12 protein-coding genes are annotated in these 15,624 nt (G+C 59.9%); 5 read left to right on the forward strand and 7 right to left on the reverse strand.

The genetic code is table 11. From position 1 onward, the window contains the following. Positions 1-362 precede the first annotated feature (362 nt). Positions 363-6,137, reverse strand: coding sequence for an antitoxin (locus HEP89_RS17370; protein WP_023000669.1), 5,775 nt, complete (start codon positions 6,135-6,137; stop codon positions 363-365). Positions 6,138-6,419: 282 nt separating this feature from the next. On the opposite strand from HEP89_RS17370, the gene HEP89_RS17375 reads away from it, so the two are divergent. The 3 genes from HEP89_RS17375 (at position 6,420) to HEP89_RS17385 (ending at position 7,794) form a co-directional block, all read left to right on the forward strand. Then, on the forward strand, positions 6,420-6,734 hold the full coding sequence (locus HEP89_RS17375; RefSeq protein WP_023000670.1) for a hypothetical protein: 315 nt from the start codon (positions 6,420-6,422) through the stop codon (positions 6,732-6,734). A gap of 250 nt (positions 6,735-6,984) precedes the next feature. After that, complete coding sequence (locus tag HEP89_RS17380; RefSeq protein ID WP_208984210.1) at positions 6,985-7,347, forward strand: Hpt domain-containing protein; 363 nt, start codon at positions 6,985-6,987, stop codon at positions 7,345-7,347. Positions 7,348-7,473: 126 nt separating this feature from the next. Continuing rightward, positions 7,474-7,794, forward strand: coding sequence for a 2Fe-2S iron-sulfur cluster-binding protein (locus HEP89_RS17385; RefSeq protein ID WP_023000672.1), 321 nt, complete (start codon positions 7,474-7,476; stop codon positions 7,792-7,794). An 82-nt stretch (positions 7,795-7,876) separates the two neighbouring features. On the opposite strand, the gene HEP89_RS17390 is transcribed toward HEP89_RS17385, so the two are convergent. Further along, positions 7,877-9,103 carry an MFS transporter gene (locus tag HEP89_RS17390; protein ID WP_023000673.1) on the reverse strand — a complete coding sequence of 409 codons (1,227 nt, stop codon included), beginning with the start codon at positions 9,101-9,103 and terminating at the stop codon, positions 7,877-7,879. 306 nt (positions 9,104-9,409) lie between these two features. Here HEP89_RS17390 and HEP89_RS17395 point away from each other — a divergent pair, with 306 nt between their 5' ends. Together HEP89_RS17395 and HEP89_RS17400 are read left to right on the forward strand one after the other, a co-directional pair. Beyond that, positions 9,410-10,198 (forward strand): helix-turn-helix transcriptional regulator, encoded by a 789-nt coding sequence (locus HEP89_RS17395; protein WP_023000674.1) that lies wholly within the window; start codon positions 9,410-9,412, stop codon positions 10,196-10,198. A 69-nt stretch (positions 10,199-10,267) separates the two neighbouring features. Beyond that, entirely contained in the window at positions 10,268-10,693 is a 426-nt protein-coding gene (locus tag HEP89_RS17400; protein ID WP_023000675.1) for a universal stress protein, read from the forward strand. Positions 10,694-10,766: 73 nt separating this feature from the next. Here HEP89_RS17400 and HEP89_RS17405 read toward each other — a convergent pair whose 3' ends face one another. Genes HEP89_RS17405 through HEP89_RS17425 form a run of 5 tightly spaced genes read right to left on the reverse strand, consistent with a single transcriptional unit; the run spans position 10,767 to position 15,600 of the window. Next, positions 10,767-11,894 (reverse strand): class I SAM-dependent methyltransferase, encoded by a 1,128-nt coding sequence (locus HEP89_RS17405; RefSeq protein WP_168692608.1) that lies wholly within the window; start codon positions 11,892-11,894, stop codon positions 10,767-10,769. Between the two features lie 33 nt (positions 11,895-11,927). Beyond that, positions 11,928-13,103, reverse strand: a complete 1,176-nt coding sequence (locus tag HEP89_RS17410) for a VWA domain-containing protein (protein WP_168684418.1) — start codon at positions 13,101-13,103, stop codon at positions 11,928-11,930. A gap of 39 nt (positions 13,104-13,142) precedes the next feature. Next, positions 13,143-14,114 carry a glycosyltransferase family 2 protein gene (locus HEP89_RS17415; RefSeq protein WP_168692609.1) on the reverse strand — a complete coding sequence of 324 codons (972 nt, stop codon included), beginning with the start codon at positions 14,112-14,114 and terminating at the stop codon, positions 13,143-13,145. Further along, a complete protein-coding gene (locus tag HEP89_RS17420; RefSeq protein WP_168692610.1) occupies positions 14,111-15,016 on the reverse strand; it encodes a Gfo/Idh/MocA family oxidoreductase in 906 nt (301 codons plus the stop codon). The genes HEP89_RS17415 and HEP89_RS17420 overlap by 4 nt, the downstream gene beginning before the upstream one ends. A gap of 47 nt (positions 15,017-15,063) precedes the next feature. Further along, positions 15,064-15,600, reverse strand: coding sequence for a dTDP-4-dehydrorhamnose 3,5-epimerase family protein (locus HEP89_RS17425; protein ID WP_023000680.1), 537 nt, complete (start codon positions 15,598-15,600; stop codon positions 15,064-15,066). Positions 15,601-15,624: the final 24 nt, after the last annotated feature.

A 15,624-nucleotide genomic window follows, 5' to 3' on the forward strand; every position in this document is an offset into this window, starting at 1 on the left:
GTACAACCGTATTGCATCTTCAAGTCGAGGGGCGTCGGTCGCTTTGCGTCCCTGGATCAATCCAGGCAGGGTGTTACCCCGGGCGAACGAAGTGAGACCCGGGGCCTACTCGTTTGCAGAGCGTTGGTGGGGCGGTGCGGGCGTTACTTTGGAATGCCCGCAGTTCCATCCAAGCGGAAATGCGGGTGTCCCCCGACGCTCCGCTTCGCTGGGGAGGATTTTGATGCCGTTTTGAGTTCATGCAGGTAATAGGCCTTGAACGGGTTGCTTGCGTACAGCGATGAAGTCGGCGGTCGTTTTTTGCCCCTGCAAACAAAAAAGGCGGCCACTGGCCGCCTTTTTCGTGTCTGACTGTCCGTCTCTTAGTCGAGCCGGCCGCTGGCGTGGGCCAGCATGGTGTAGACCTTGCCGGTGTCCGACGTCAGGTACGTCTGGCCGAGCATGTTGTCGCGGTCGTTGCGCGATACCTGGGCCAGGAGCTGCTCGAAGTCTGCCACATACCGTTCGACGGCAGTGCGGAACTCCGGATCGCGAGAGTACTTCTGACGGATTTCGTCGAAGGTCTGCTGACCCTGCAGCGTGTAGAGGCGGCGGGTGAACACGTGGCGTTCGCCATTGCGGTAGCGATTCCACAGATCGACGAAGGTTTCGTGATCGATGGCGCGGGCAATGTCGACCGACAGCGAGTTGAGGCTTTCAACCGTGTGCAGCGGCGTGCGGCTCATGTCCGTGTCCGAACCGGCATCGTCGTCGCGCGATGCGCGGCGCAGCAGGTCGGCAACCCAACCCTTGCCACCGGAACTGGTGGTTTCGGCAGGGGCCGGCTGCTGCCGACGAGTGGTGACCGGTGCCGGACGCGGTTCGCTTGCCGGGGCGCTCTGCTGACGGGCAGGGGCTGCCGGAGCATAGTTCACCGGAGCCTGCTGCTGCGGGGCAGGAGCAGGAGCGGCGCTTGCCACTGCTGCCTGGGCCTGCGGCCGGGAGATGTCGAGCGCGTTGGACTGCTTGGCGACAATCTCGGAGAGTTCCGTCAGAGCGCGGATCTGCTCGTTGACCACCTTGCGCAGCGCTGCGGAAGATTCTTCCGCTTCTTCCGGCAGGTTCAGGACACCCTGTTTCAGTTCGCTGCGGGTTGCTTCCAGCTCGCGGTGAACGTCGCGGGCAACATCGCGCATCCGGGCGGCCGCATCGTTGAAGCGATCGGACGCTTCGGTAACGGTGCGGGTCATCTCGGCGATGATGTCGTCCTGTGCGGAGCGGATAGCTTCGCGGGCCTTCTGTCCTTCCATGCCTGCCGTGAGGCGCATGGATTCGAACTGCTCGGACACCTGCTTGGACGCTGCTTCAGCCGCCGCGGACAGCATGTTGGCTGCATCGCGTGCCTTGTCGTCTGCCGTTTCCAGCGTTTCGGACAGGGTCTTGGTGAAGGAGCGCATGAGCGTGTCGACGGCTTCGGTCTTCGCCAGAAGCGTGTCTGCAACGTCCTCGATCGCGGTCCGGCGCTCGGAGACACGGCTCTCGACGGAGCGGTTGGTGTCTTCCAGGTGACGGGCTGCCTTGGTCAATTCCTCCGACTGGTCGCCGAAGCGGCCGGTGAGGTTCTTGATGTCCGCCAGCGTGGTGTCCGTCACATCGCGCAGGTTTGCAACCTGTTCGGTGATGAGGGCCGTGGTGGAGTTGGTTTCCGAAACCGCCCGGTCGACGGCAGAGCGGAACTCGCCGGCGCGGCGGGCCAGGTTGCCTTCAACCTCGTTGAGGTTCTCGCCAGCAGTCGCGACGATGCCCTGCAGGTTGCTGTTGGACGTCTCGATCTTGTTGAGGATCTCGGTAACGTCCGCTTCCAGCCGACGCTTGGTGTCGGTGAGCAGGGTGGTTGCCTGTTCGCTGCGTTCGTTGATGCTGGCGACGATACGGTCGCCGGCTTCCACCAGCGAGCGGGTCGCGTCGAGGCCGGTATGGGCGAATGTGTCGGTGACATCGCGGCCCTTGACCGTGATGGCTTCCAGGATCGCCGTGTGGACCTCGGACAGGCGTCCGGTAAGGTCGTTGGCACGCAGTTCGATGGCGCTGATGAGTTCGTTGCCATCGGTGCCGACGATCTTCGCCAGCTCGCCGGAACGGGCGCCGAAGGCTTCGTTGAGCGCGGTTGCCTTGTCGAGCAGTTCGTTGGCGACCTCGTTGCCGCGGCCGACCAGAAGGTCTGCTGCTTCGGTAACGGCGCTGTTGACGCGGGCACGAACCATGCCGGCTTCGCTCGACATCTGGCCGCGGATTTCCTCCAGCGTTTTCGCCAGTGTCATGCGGGCCTGTTCGCTTTCGGCGGACAGGTTGCCGGAGATTTCGGCAATCAGGCCGGACAGTTCGTTGCGGACCTTGTCGCTTTCGCCGGTCAGAGAGCCGGAGAACTCGGCCAGGGTGCCAGCGTAGAGTGTACGGGCCTTTTCGCTTTCGGCGGCCATTGCACGGGCGGCATCGCCAACCGCGCTGAGCACCAGCTCGCGGATCTTGCCGCTTTCACCGGACATTGCGCCGGTAGCCTGGCTCATTGCAGAGGTAACCGCATCGGCTGCCTTCTGGCTTTCGCCAACCAGGACGCCGCGAGCTTCGCCCACGGAGCCCAGGACGATCTGGCGCATGCGATCGCCTTCACCGGAGAGCTTCTCCGTCGCCTGGCTGAGGGCACTGTCGACGATCTCGACTGTACGATTGCGTTCGTCGGAGAGGGTCTGGACAGCGGCAGTGACCGCTTCCTGAACCACATCACGCAGACGCGTGCTTTCGGTGGAGAGCGTTGCTCCGGCTTCGGAGATAACGGCCGTGAGAATGTCACGGGCACGCTCGCTCTCGCCGGTGAGGGTGCCGGAAATGCTTTCCAGACGCTCATTCAGCAGCGTTTCCAGCTGGGTGGCGCGGCTGTCGAGGGTTTCGGCAACCTCGAACACCTTGGCACCCAGGGAGACGTTGATCTCGGCGATCCGCTCGGACAGGGATTCCGTGAGCTGCTCGCTCTGCTTGCCCAACACGCTGCCGGCTTCCGCCAGACGGTTGTCGAGGGCAGAGGTCATCTCGTCCTGACCGTCGACAAAGGCCTTGGCGATTTCCTTTGTGCGGGAAATCAGGGTTTCGGAGATCTGGCGGGCACGCGCATCGAGGGTCTCGTCGATCCGGTCGGTACCGCTGGTCATGGAGGCGGAGATCAGCTCGGCTTTGTCAGCCATTGCAGACGTTGCTGTATCAACGCGCTGCGACAGGGACTGGCCGATTTCCTCGGCGCGCTCGGCAAGGGTATTGCCGGCCGCTTCGATGCGCTGACCAAGCTGCAGCGTGATGGCGTCGGAACGGTCCGCAAGTACATCGGTGATGTTGCGGGTCTTTTCCTCCAGCGCATCGCTGATGCCGGTGGTGCGGTTCTCGATGGCGTCGGACAGGATCTGCGTACGGGCTTCCAGGGTTGCCTCGAAGGCCGCGGTCCGCTGATCGAGCGTCAGGTCCAGGGTGTTGATGTGACTGCCGAGAGAGGAGTCCATCGTGGAGATCCGCTCGCTGAGCGAGCTGTCCATCGACGAGAGGCGATGCTCAAGCGAATTGTCCAGCGTGCTGATGCGATCGGTGAGGGTGGCGTCCATCAGGGCGTAGCGCTGTTCCAGCGAAGCGTCCATGGTGCCGATCCGCTCGCCAAGGCCCGCATCCATGGTGGTGAAGCGGTGCTCCAGAGAGCTGTCCATGGTGGCGATACGGTCGGTCAAGGTCGTGTCGATGGCGGTGTAACGCTGTTCGAGGGTCGCATCCATGGTGGCGATACGATCGGTCAGGGTCGTGTCGATGGCGGTGTAACGCTGCTCGAGGGTCGCATCCATGGCCGCGATACGGTCGGTCAGGGTTGCATCGATTGCCGAATAGCGCTGGTCGAGCGATGCATCCATTGTCGCGATGCGATCGCCCAGAGAGGCGTCCATGGAGTCGATACGGGTGGCGAACGTCGTGTCCAGCGTGGACAGGCGTGAATCCAGCGCTTCGGACAAGAGCAGGGTCTTGGTGTCGAAAGCGTCGATCAGCTGGCCGCCGCGATCGGTGACGATGGTTTCCAGCTCGGTGAGGCGGCTCGACAGGCCGTCCTGCAGCGCCTGGCCACGTACTTCCAGAGTTTCGGCGATCTTTCCGCTGATCTGGTTGATATCGCCGGCTACACGGTCGCCGCGGCTGCCGATGAGTTCGGCAAGCTGGGTTCCGGTTTCCGCCAGTTTCTGGGTAAGTGCACCGGTCTGATCGCCGAGGCTCGCGGAGAATTCGCCGGAGACGCTTTCCAGGGTCTCCCGGAAGCCAATGGTCTGCTGTTCCAGGATGGTGGCCATCTCGTTGCTGCGGGCAGCCAGACGTTCGTCCAGTTCGCTGCCGTTGATGGAGATGGCGGTGTAGATACGTTCGGAGATGTTGTCGAGTTTCTCGGCCAGCTCACCACCGCGAACGGAGATGGTCTGGGTGAGGGACCCTGCGGTTTCGTCGAGCTTGGAGGCGATTTCACCACCGCGCAGCGACAGGTCGACCACGATGCTCTCGCCGGTGCCACGCAGGATTTCCGCAACTTCCGTAGACCGGCTGGACAGGGTCTCGACGATTTCCGCACCTCGGATCGAGATGGTGTCGGTAACTGCCTGGCCTTTTTCGGAAATGCTCTCGACCACACGGTTGCCGGTTTCGGCAAGGGACTCGTCCAGCGTGGTGACGCGGTTGTCGACGGTTGCCACCAGTTCCTCGGTGCGCGAGGTGATGGTGTCGATGAGACGGCCGGAGGTGAGCGACAGGTTGGCGTTGATTTCCTCGCCGCGCGCCGTGATCACTTCGCCAACGTTGTTGCCGGTCGTTTCCAGGGTGAGCCGGAACTCGTCCGCCTTTTCGCTCAGGGTGTTGATCACCGAGTTGCTGGAGGTTGCCAGGGTCTCGTTGATCGTCGTGCTGCGAGCGGACAGGGTTTCCACGAAGGTGTTCGCGGTGTCCGCGAAGCGTTCGTTGACCTCGTTGCCACGTGCCGTGAGCGTTTCCCACATGGTGGAACCGGTTTCCGCCAGGCTGTCGACCAGGTCGTTGCCGGTAGATGAGAGGCGGGCGACATAGTCTTCCGCGCGGACCGTGAGGCTGTCGACCAGTTCATTGCCGGAGGCGTTCAGCGTTGCGCCGAGAGACTCGATGCGGCTGTCGACGGTGGATGTGAGTTCTTCAACACGGCTGTTGACCGCATCGATCATGCGCTGGGTTGCATGGTCCACGGTGCTGCCGAGTTCACCGGAGGTGCTGGAGAGCTGTGAGGCGAAGCTCTCATGGGCACCGGCGATGGTTTCGCGCACGCGCTCGGCATTCATGACGATGGACTCGCGCTGGCTGATCAGTTCGTCGATCAGGGCGCGGATCTTCAGTTCGTTGTCATTATAGGAGCGTTCCAGCGAAGACACTTCATTATGGACAAGGACTTCCAGCTCGCTGGCGCGCGCGATCGCGCGTTCGATGCCGTCGCCCATGGCGGCGACTTCGCGGCGGATGGCCTGGCCAACGCTGAGGATGCTTTCCTTGGCCATGTCTTCCGGCTCGGCAAGACGCAGGGCCACTTCGGTCATGCCACGGGCGACAATGCGCATTTCCTGCGCGCGCCAGATCATCATGGCCATGACGAAGAAGAAGATGATCGGAACGACGATGCCGACGACGGCCAGGATCATTTCAGGAGAGCTGAGCAGCGTCTGGGGATCGGTCAGCGATCCGACCTTGTCGGGGAACGCTGTCATGAAGAGGCTGCTGCCAAGCGCGGCCCAAAGGGCGCTGAGGGCGAGGGCGCCCCAGAACGGCGCTGAAGACGGACGGCGCTGCAAGGAGTAGATCAGGTTGCCGATGTTCCGGCGATCGTCGTTGGCTGCCGGCGGGCGTCCGCCGCGGCCACGGCGTCTTGACTGACGCTGCTCTTCGCGCTGGGACTGGCCTCGCGTTTCCCCCTGGGACCGGCGTGCCGGTTCCGCCTGGGCAGGGCTAGCCTCTGCCGCGGAGGTTGTTTCTGTGGTATCCGGGCCGCCGAAATCAAGTTTCAGGGCTTCTTCAACTGCTGAGAGAGCCGCTTCTGCCGGATCTTTCGCCTTTGTCGGATTTGCCATTTAGGGTCGCCTCACATCCGTACTCATTACACACCGGTAATCGTGCAGAGCCGCTGGCGCAGCTCCTTACAGTTATCTACCGGATGCGTCCTCGTTGCGAGCGTTGCCCAGCTGTGGCAACGCCGCAAAACCTGTTCGTGCGAGAGGGCCGCCGCTGACCGACCGTGAACTTTCCGTTCGACGGTACACTCCCCACCTTGCCGCATCAGTAACTGTAATGGCACAATCTCTCCTAACGAACAAGAAACGGCAATAGCGTGAGTCACTTAGGGGGCGGATTGGATGCCGGATTCAAAGCAGGTTGACGCATCGGCAGATGCTGAAAATACGGTTCTGGAAGTTACTCTCAAAGCGGGAAAGTTGACGGCCGCGCAAAAGCGGTGGTTGCAAAAAGGGCTCGGGCAGGCGGGGGGCAAGCTGCCTCTGTTCGATGACAACGGCCGGGAAATTCCGGCGCGCACAATCCGCGCCTGTATCGATGCAGGTTGGGCAGAGCCTTGGTTTTCCAACCCAATCAAGCCCGACTGGCTGGTCTGCAAGCTCACGCCCGCCGCCATCGAAGCACTTTCTGCAAGTCAAAAAGTCAAAAAAAGTTAACGGCGAATCAGATCATTAAAATTTTAGCGATTCAGGAAATCGGCGGAAACGCAAGGACTTTTTTAATCCTGTTTCGTAACCTGCGTTAAAACGCATTAACCATGAAATCAATTTTTTGGGGACATGGGCCGAAAGGGACGGTTTGAGCAACCGGTTTAACCGGGTGTTTGGGCTTGGGGCGCATTGTTGTGGCTCTACAGCTTGCGGCGGGGTGCCGTCAGGCAGGTATCGAGTAATGTGGAGCACCCTTATGGCCCCTTCTTCCATGGCCCGCGTCGCCGGACGCGCCGGTCCGGAGGCACCGATTGATCTGGTGCAACTGGCAACCAATACGCTGGGTAACCGGGATCTAGAAGTGCAGGTCCTGCATCTGTTCAAGTCACAGTCCATCTCGACGCTTGAGCGGTTGAAACAGGAAACCGACAATTCCGTTCGCCTCGACCTCGTGCATACCCTGAAAGGGTCCGCCCGGGCCATCGGCGCGGAGCGGGTCGCGATCGTTTGCGAAAATCTGGAAGGCAAGATGCGCTCCAGCACCGATACGGCCACCGAAGGCCTGATTGCGGCAGTCGATGAGGCAAACCGATACATCCGGGACCTTCTGGAAGGTTGAAGGTCAGACCCCGGCCAGAACGGGAGAGGCAGATTGCCGCGTGGAAATGGCACGGTCCTTGACCTTTTGCCGTAAATCTTTATGTCGTGCTTCGAAGACCCGCAAATTCAGGCTTGGACGCGACATATGCCGAAAATCACATTTGTAACCGCCGATGGAACCCGGACCGACGTTGACGCCGCTGAAGGCTCTACGGTGATGGAAAACGCCATCAAGAACATGGTCCAGGGCATCGAAGCGGAATGCGGCGGTGCATGCGCCTGCGCTACCTGCCACGTTTATGTAGATGATGCCTGGAGCGGCAAGACCGGATCTCCGGAACCGATGGAAGAGGACATGCTCGACTTTGCCTACGACGTGAAGCCGACCTCGCGCCTGTCCTGCCAGATCAAGGTGACTTCCGATCTCGACGGCCTTGTGGTGCATGTGCCTGAGCGGCAGGCCTGATCAGGTCAGTTCAGACAGGATTTCAAACAAAACGCCCGCCGGATCACTCCGGCGGGCGTTTTGGTTTGTCCAGGTGCAGAGTTTACTCTGCTGGTTGGGCAGAAGGCTTGCGGTACCAGAAGTCGACTTCATGGCCTTCTTCCGGATTGCTCGGGATCAGGGTTGCCAGAACAAGGCTGACCAGGGCCATGGCAGCGCCGGCCAGGAAGACCGCAGCCGGGGACACCAGCCAGATGAAGCCGAATACCACCGGAATGAACACCGCGGCGATGTGGTTGATCGTGAAGGCGACACCGGCTGTGGGGGCGATATCGGCAGGGTCGGCGATCTTCTGGAAGTAGGTCTTGATGGCGATGGCGATCGCGAAGAAGGCGTGATCGATCACATAAAGGCTGGCCGCCAGTGTCGCGTTGGTGACGAAGGCATAGCAGATGAACACCAGGACCAGGCCGACATACTCAAGAACCAGCGCCTTGCGCTCGCCGAAGCGAACAATCAGTTTTCCGATCTTGGGTGCCAGCACCATGTTGAAGGCGCCGTTCAGGAGGAACAGGCCCGCAACTTCGTGAACGTCATAGCCGAAGCGTTCGACCATCAGGAAGCCGGCGAAAACCGTAAAGATCTGCCGCCGCGCACCAGCCATGAAGGTAAGGGCATAATAGAGCCAGTAGCGTTTTCTCAGGATCAGCTTCTTGTGCTGCGGCACGCCTTCACGGAAATGCGGATAGGCGAAGATCAGGAAAACAAGAACAACCAGCGTCAGGCCACCGGCAATGGCGAAAACCACCGTGAAGGACAGCTCGAACATCTTCCACGCCAGGAAGATGACACCATAGGCGATCAACTGGGCGAAGGCGCCAACGGCCAGGATCTTGCCCATGCTTGCAGCGGCCGTTGCCTTGGGCAGCCATTGCAGCGACAGTGACTGCGCCATCGTCTCATAGTAATGGAAGCCGATCGACATGATCAGCGTCGTTACATAAAAGCCGATCGCGGTCGGAAAATAGCCCGTGACGGCAACGCCGACGCCCAGGAGCAGCAGCGACACATAGGCGAGCGTCTGCTCGCGCATCATCAACAAGAGATAGACCGCAAGGAAGCTCAGGAAGCCCGGGATTTCCCGGATCGATTGCTGAATGCCGATCTCCCGGCCGGTGAAATCCAGCTCCTGGACGGCGAAGTTGTTCATCAGGTTCCACCAGGCAGCAAAGGAGAGCTGCATGGCACCTGCCATGATCATCAGGAGAACCACAGGAGACCGCCAGCCGGTCGCCTCGTTCGGGTGCGCATTCTGGGTGAAGTAAGACATTGTGTGGCCGTGGAAAAAGAAAACGTTCGGCAGTGTTGCGAGCCGTTTCTAACGCCAATTGCGGTTTGCGTGTTAGCGCTGTTTTGTCATGAGATGTTTCCGACACGCCAAATTCTGGCTGGTGCAGCGCTAGGTATCCGGCAAAAACGCGAAATGATCCTTGTCGATCATGGCTTGGCGCAGGGAAAGCCTTTCACCTTTCCGGCAGGAACTGGGCATAGTTGCCGCGATTGTGCTGCGTTGCCGGGTCCTCTGGTGCTATTGGCCCTCTGTGCAATATCGGGGTGAAGGTATACGATCCGGCGCATGAGCATTCATCCCGAACTTGCCGAGTTTCCGAAAGAGGCGGTTGCCGCACCGATTATCGGATACGCGCGGACCCAGTTGCAGGGCCGGAACAATGGCTGGCATTCGCATGATGCAGCGCAGCTCTTCCATGTGATCAGGGGATCGATTGCCATCGACACGGAGATGGGCACCTATTTCGTGCCACCCGAGCGGGCGGTCTGGTTGCCGCCCAGGGTCAGCCACCAGACCCGGTATCTGACCGACACGGAGCTGCGTTACATCTATGTCCAGTATGATTACACAAGGGATCTGCCGCAAACACCGCAGGTGATGCAGGTGACGACCCTGCTCAGGGCACTCATTCTCGAGTTCATGTCCTATCCGCGCTCCGAGACGGACAAGGGGCCGGCGGCACGGATCGCCGCGGTAATCCTGGATCAGTTGAAGATGCTGCCGGTTGCCCCCCTGCAACTGCCGATGCCGCAGGATGCCCGGCTGCGCGACCTGTGCGAAGGCGTCGTCCGCTGTCCGGCACATATTCCCTCGCTCAGCGAGGCCGCTGACCGGTGTGCGACTTCCGTGCGTTCTTTCGAGCGGCGCATAAAAGCGGAGACGGGGCTCAGCTACCGAACCTGGTGCCGGCAGGTGAAACTGTTCCGGGCTCTGGAGTTGCTGGCGTCCGGGCGAAGCGTTTCCGACGTCTCCCACAAGCTCGGTTACGAGGGGCCGAGTGCCTTCGTCTCGACCTTCAAGAAGGCCTTCGGCGTGACACCCGGCCGATACTTTGACGGTGTCGAAGCTGATTGATCCTTGTCATGGCGGTGCATGTTTTCCGGGCGCACAAAAAGTCGACCTGATTTTTTGGGGAGACAAGACATGTTCAAGAAAATCCTCGTTCCCGTTGACCCGGCCGAAAGCGGCTTTGCCACGGAGGCGCTTGCCAAAGCCTCGCAGTTTGCCCGCGACTATGGCTCCAAGATCCACCTGATGGCGGTTTGCCCGGAAGTTCAAAGCTTCGTGGCGAGTCAGCTTCCGGAAGGCTGGCAAAAGCGGGAATTCGAGGAAACCGCGAAAATCCTCGACAAGATCGCATCTGATCTGGACGTTCCCGAAGGCACTGTCGATGTGACCGTGCGTATGGGGTCGGTGTATCATGAAGTGATCGAGGAAGCCGAAAAGGCGAATTGTGACCTGGTGCTGATGACATCGCACAAGCCGGGCCTGTCGACCTACTTCATCGGCTCGAATGCCGCCCACATTGTCCGCCATGCACCGTGCTCGGTCATGGTGCTGCGCAGCTAGAGCGACAAACAGCGATCAGGCCGTTCGATGCTGCCGGGCCTAGAAAGGTCGATCGGCTCGTGAACTCCAGCCGTCAGCCATTGCGCGTCAGCAGCATGGCGACGGCTGCATAACGGAAGGGGTAGAGGCTGGCGTCAGCCTTCAGGCGGTCTTCGGCCCTTGCAAAGATCCGGTTGATCAGATCCTTCCGTGATGGGCTTTCAGGCAGGGCTGCGCGCAACACCGCTTCGGTGAAGGCGCGGAAGAAATTGACATAGTCGCGGGCATAGCGGTCAAGATCGCCGTCCTGCTTGAAGCGGTCGACGAACGGGACCGCAATTTCGTACTCCATTGACCGGTCGAGTGAATAGAGGCCGGCAGCTCCATACGTATCGTTGGTGACCGGGTCTGCAAGTTCTTGCAGGTCCCGCATGTACACCGGCTGGTAATAGCGGTCGTAGACCTCCCTGCTGATGTCTCCGGCCTCCACGAAGTCCAGAACCGCGTCGTTCAGAAGATCATAAAGGCCGTCACAGGTTCGAGCCGGTCCCTTGGAGCCAAACACCTGAACCAGCAGCTTACCACCCGGAACCAGTTCCCTTGCGCGGACGGTGAGGAAACGGGCGATATCGTTTTTCGCCTGTTCGGCAAAGGCATGCCGGTCTTTTTCGGAAACATAACCGTTTGCCCGTGCCACACTTGGGCCATTGGGCAGGATATAGCCGGGCAACCTGTCGACGGGGCGGCAGGAGAGAAAGCCGATGGCGTTGAAGGTGGTGGCAAGGTGCAAACTCTGCGGCGGGCAGAGCTGATCGTACATCGAGCCACCGATCGCGGCCGAGTAAACCCTCTCAGACCCGAAGACCGAGCCGCCATCCGGTCTGAGGCTGCGGAAAAGTTCAGAAAAGTCGTTTGTGGGAAGGTCTGAATGGATGGTCTGGATCGGCCGTTCGGTGCGTGCAAGCAATGTCGGGAGGGCGTGTTTCATGACGGCAACAGAATTGCGGCCTTCCGAGCAGCCGTAGTCGGCAATGCCGACGGGACCGCTACCCTCAATCGGCAGGCTCGCAATCGCCTCTTCAAGCAGTGGCAATATCTTTTCGATGGCAGACCATTGGGCAGCCGAGTTGGCGTTGTAAAATCCTCCGCCGGACATGCCGGTGGTGGTTGCGTGGGAAACAGGTTGCGCGAAAGGGTGAACGGGTTTTGGGGTCGGTTCCATGTGTTCCCTTTCTGCGCCTTTTGTGCGGAAAATCTACCTGGCCAGTTCCTTCATGGCGTCCGTCAGGCCTTCGACGGTCATGGGAAACATGCGGCCTTCCATGAGTTCGTTCAACATCTGGATGGAATGCGTGTAGTGCCAGTGTTCCTGCCGAACCGGGTTCAGCCAGACCGCGCTCTTGTAAAGCCCGGTGATCCGCTGCATCCAGTCGGCTCCGGCTTCCTCGTTCCAGTGCTCAACCGAGCCACCGGGATAGGCAATCTCGTAGGGGCTCATGGACGCATCGCCGACAAAGATGATCTTGTAGTCGGCTGGGTACTTGTGCAGCACGTCCATCGTCGGCATGCGCTCTGTGTGGCGGCGGTGGTTTTCCTTCCAGACATACTCGTAAAGGCAGTTGTGGAAGTAGAAGTGTTCCATCACCTTGAATTCGGAACGTGCGGCTGAAAACAGCTCCTCACAGACCCGGATATGATCGTCCATCGACCCGCCGATATCGAAAAACAACAACACCTTGACCGCGTTGTGGCGTTCCGGCCGCATCTTGATGTCCAGAAGGCCCTTGTGGGCTGTTGCGCGGATGGTGTCGTCGAGGTCCAGTTCTTCAGCAGCGCCCGTTCGAGCGAAGTTGCGCAGTCGCTTCAGGGCGACCTGGATGTTGCGGGTGCCTAGCAACTGGGTGTCGTCGAGATCCTTGAATTCGCGCTTGTCCCAGACCTTGACCGCACGACGGTGCCGGCTTTCGTGCTGGCCGATGCGCACACCTTCCGGATTGTAACCATAGGCACCGAACGGCGACGTGCCGGCTGTCCCGATCCATTTGTTGCCGCCCTGGTGGCGCTTTTGCTGCTCCTTGAGGCGTTCGCGCAGGGTCTCCATCAGCTTTTCAAAGCCGCCGAGTGCCTCGATCTGGGCCTTTTCCTCTTCACTGAGGTGCTTTTCCGCCAGGCGGCGCAGCCATTCCTCCGGTATCTCGGTGGTGGCAACCTCGCTCATGAGGTCGAGCCCCTTGAAGACGTGGCCGAAGACGCGGTCGAACTTGTCCAGGTTGCTCTCGTCCTTCACCAGCGTGAGCCGGGCGAGATAGTAGAAATCCTCGACGCTCTTTTCCGCCAGATCCTTATCCAACGCTTCCATGAGCGTCAGATATTCGCGGAGCGAGACCGGGATGCCGGCCGATTTCAGTTCGGTGAAGAAGGTAATGAACATGTGCGAAAGGTAAGTTCCCGGCAGTTGCCTGTCGAGGGGTCAAAAAGGACGCTTCGACAGGAGTTTGCGAAGCAGCTTGCCACTTTTGCGAAAGGGTGCCGTCATCTTCCAGGAAGACGAGGCGAGTATTGTGTCGTAACGACGCTTCTGCAGGTCGAGTTCGGCCTGCAATTCTCGGATCTTCCCCTGCTGGGCGGAAACCGTTTGCCTCTGCCGGGCCGCGTTGTCCGCATGCTGCCGGCTTTCGGACCTGAGGTGTTTGATCAGCATTTCATTGCAGCTGGTCTGGAAATCCTGCCTTTCCGCCGGATCGGCAAACCTTTGAACCAGCGCCATCATTTCACCCTGCCTCTCGGCAAGCGACATGTCCTGACGGTGCACGGCGGAAGGCTTGATGCATTGAACCGTGGGCCGTGTTGCAAAGGTGAAGTCCGGGCGTGCCAGGAACTTCCGCCACATGAAGAGGTCGGTCCAGAAGTCAGGTGGTGCCGGGCTCCAGCCGACATCCAGAGACCGATAGGCCTCAAGGGAATAGCCAACCGTCGACGGGCCGAAAAAGTTCCAACGCATCTCCAGCATCTTGCGGCGCGTGTCCGCGTCCGACAGGTCTCCGATATGAACCGTGAAGGTCCCGTCGGGCAGAATTTCAGCCTGAAGCAGATTGCCGAAGTCGCAGGTTTGCAGGAGGCGGCCCAGTTCCGACAGATGTTCGGGAAACCAGATGTCGTCATCGCCGATCTGGGCAACAAATTTGCCGTTTGCCTGCTTGAGAGCCGTGTCCCGATGAGCTTCGCCGTGCCGTTCTCCCTTGGGGAAGGAAAAAACACGGATCCTCTCGTCACGCCCTGCCAGCTTCTCCGCTTCCTGCACGGTCTCTTGGGGCGCGCCGTCACAAACGATGAACAGTTCGAAATCTTGCAGGGACTGGCCCAGAACACTTTCGACGGCGAAAGGCAGAAGCGCGGGAGGTCTGTTGACCGGCAGCAGGACGGTGAAGCGCGGATGGGTCACGGCAATCCTGCGAGCGCTCTGAGTTCGGCAATGCGCCTGACGATCAATGCGCCTTCTGCAGCCGAGGACTTTGGAGCAGGCCCCCCTTCCAGATGCGCGACGAATGCTTCCAGTTCGGCCAGAAGAGGCATTTTCGTGCCAACCTCGATTTGCTGAGGCTTTTGGCCTTGATCTCTCGGGGCAAGGAGAATGCGATCGTCATAGGATGAGGCCAGTTGGGCCACCGCCTTGCTGCCGATTACGACGGCGGAGCGTTTTGGGGCCGGATGGAGGGAAGAAATCTCCATGGTGACGGTGAGCGGCTCCCCATCGTTTTGAAGACGGGCAATCAGGTCCTCACCACCCAGGCCCGGGATCTGGGCGATCGCCGAATGAGCCTTGGGCAATGTTTCCAGGATTTCGAGTGCGATCGAAAGATCATGCGGCATCAGGATCCAGAGGCTGTCGACATCCTTGTGAGGATTGCCCCAGCCGAGCCGATAGGTGCGCACCGCTTCGATCTGGCCCAGAGCGCCGGATTTTGCCAGTTCCACAAGCTTCAGAATGCCGGGATGATAGCGCCACTTGTCCATGACGAAGAGACGTTCCTGCAGCGTATCGGCAAGTCTTTGCGCCGTCTGTGCGTCGTTGGTGACCGGTTTCTCGCAGAAGATCGGCCGGTTCCGCGGTGCAAGTGCGTCGATGCAGGCTGCGTGAAGCACTGTTGGTGGCGCAACGACATATCCCGCGCAGTCAGGAAGCTTGGCAGCGCTATCGCACACCGAAGCGGCTCCGACCTCCCGGGCTGCGTTCTGGCTGTCCGAACCGGGCACCGCCACATGCACGTTTACACCCAAGCTGCGCAGATCGCGAAAGATGAGCTTTCCCCACCGGCCAAAGCCAACCAGACCGATATCAGTCATGGCTGTGTCCAACAGCCGGCGATGTGAAATTGCAGGTGACTGCGTAATCAGGCATTGGCGTCCGCATAGAATTTATCAAGCATCTGCGAATAGTTGTCGGCTGTTCTGTCTCTATCGGAAAGGACAGGGTCCTTCGTTGGCCAAGACAGGTTCAGTTCCGGACAATCGAACTTGCAGCCCAATTCGTCCGTCGGGTCAAAGTAGGTGGAAACGGAATAAAGATGCGTCGCGGCTTGCGGAAAATAAAATCCGTGGCAAACACCCGGCGGAATTGAAACAGCTCGTCTGTTTTCCGCTGAAAGATCGAGAAACTGCGATGTTCCAATGGTCGGGCTGTCGCGGCGTATGTCATGCAGACCAAGCAGCATCTTTCCGGACAGGACCATTAGATAATCGTAGTGATCCTTGTGCACGTGAACACCGCGCAATGTGTCTTCTTTCGAGGTGACGATGTTCCACTGGATCGACTTGAAACCGGTGAGCCAAGTCTCCCGGTAGATTTCAGTGAAACTGCCGCGATCATCGATGTGCGAGACCAGGTCATGGACAATCACGCCTTCAATTGACGTTTCTTCGGTTTTCATCGAATTGCCAGACCCCAACGACCG

This window comes from Labrenzia sp. 5N, from assembly GCF_012395805.1.
In the GTDB taxonomy this organism is placed as follows: Bacteria; Pseudomonadota; Alphaproteobacteria; order Rhizobiales; family Stappiaceae; genus Roseibium; species Roseibium algicola.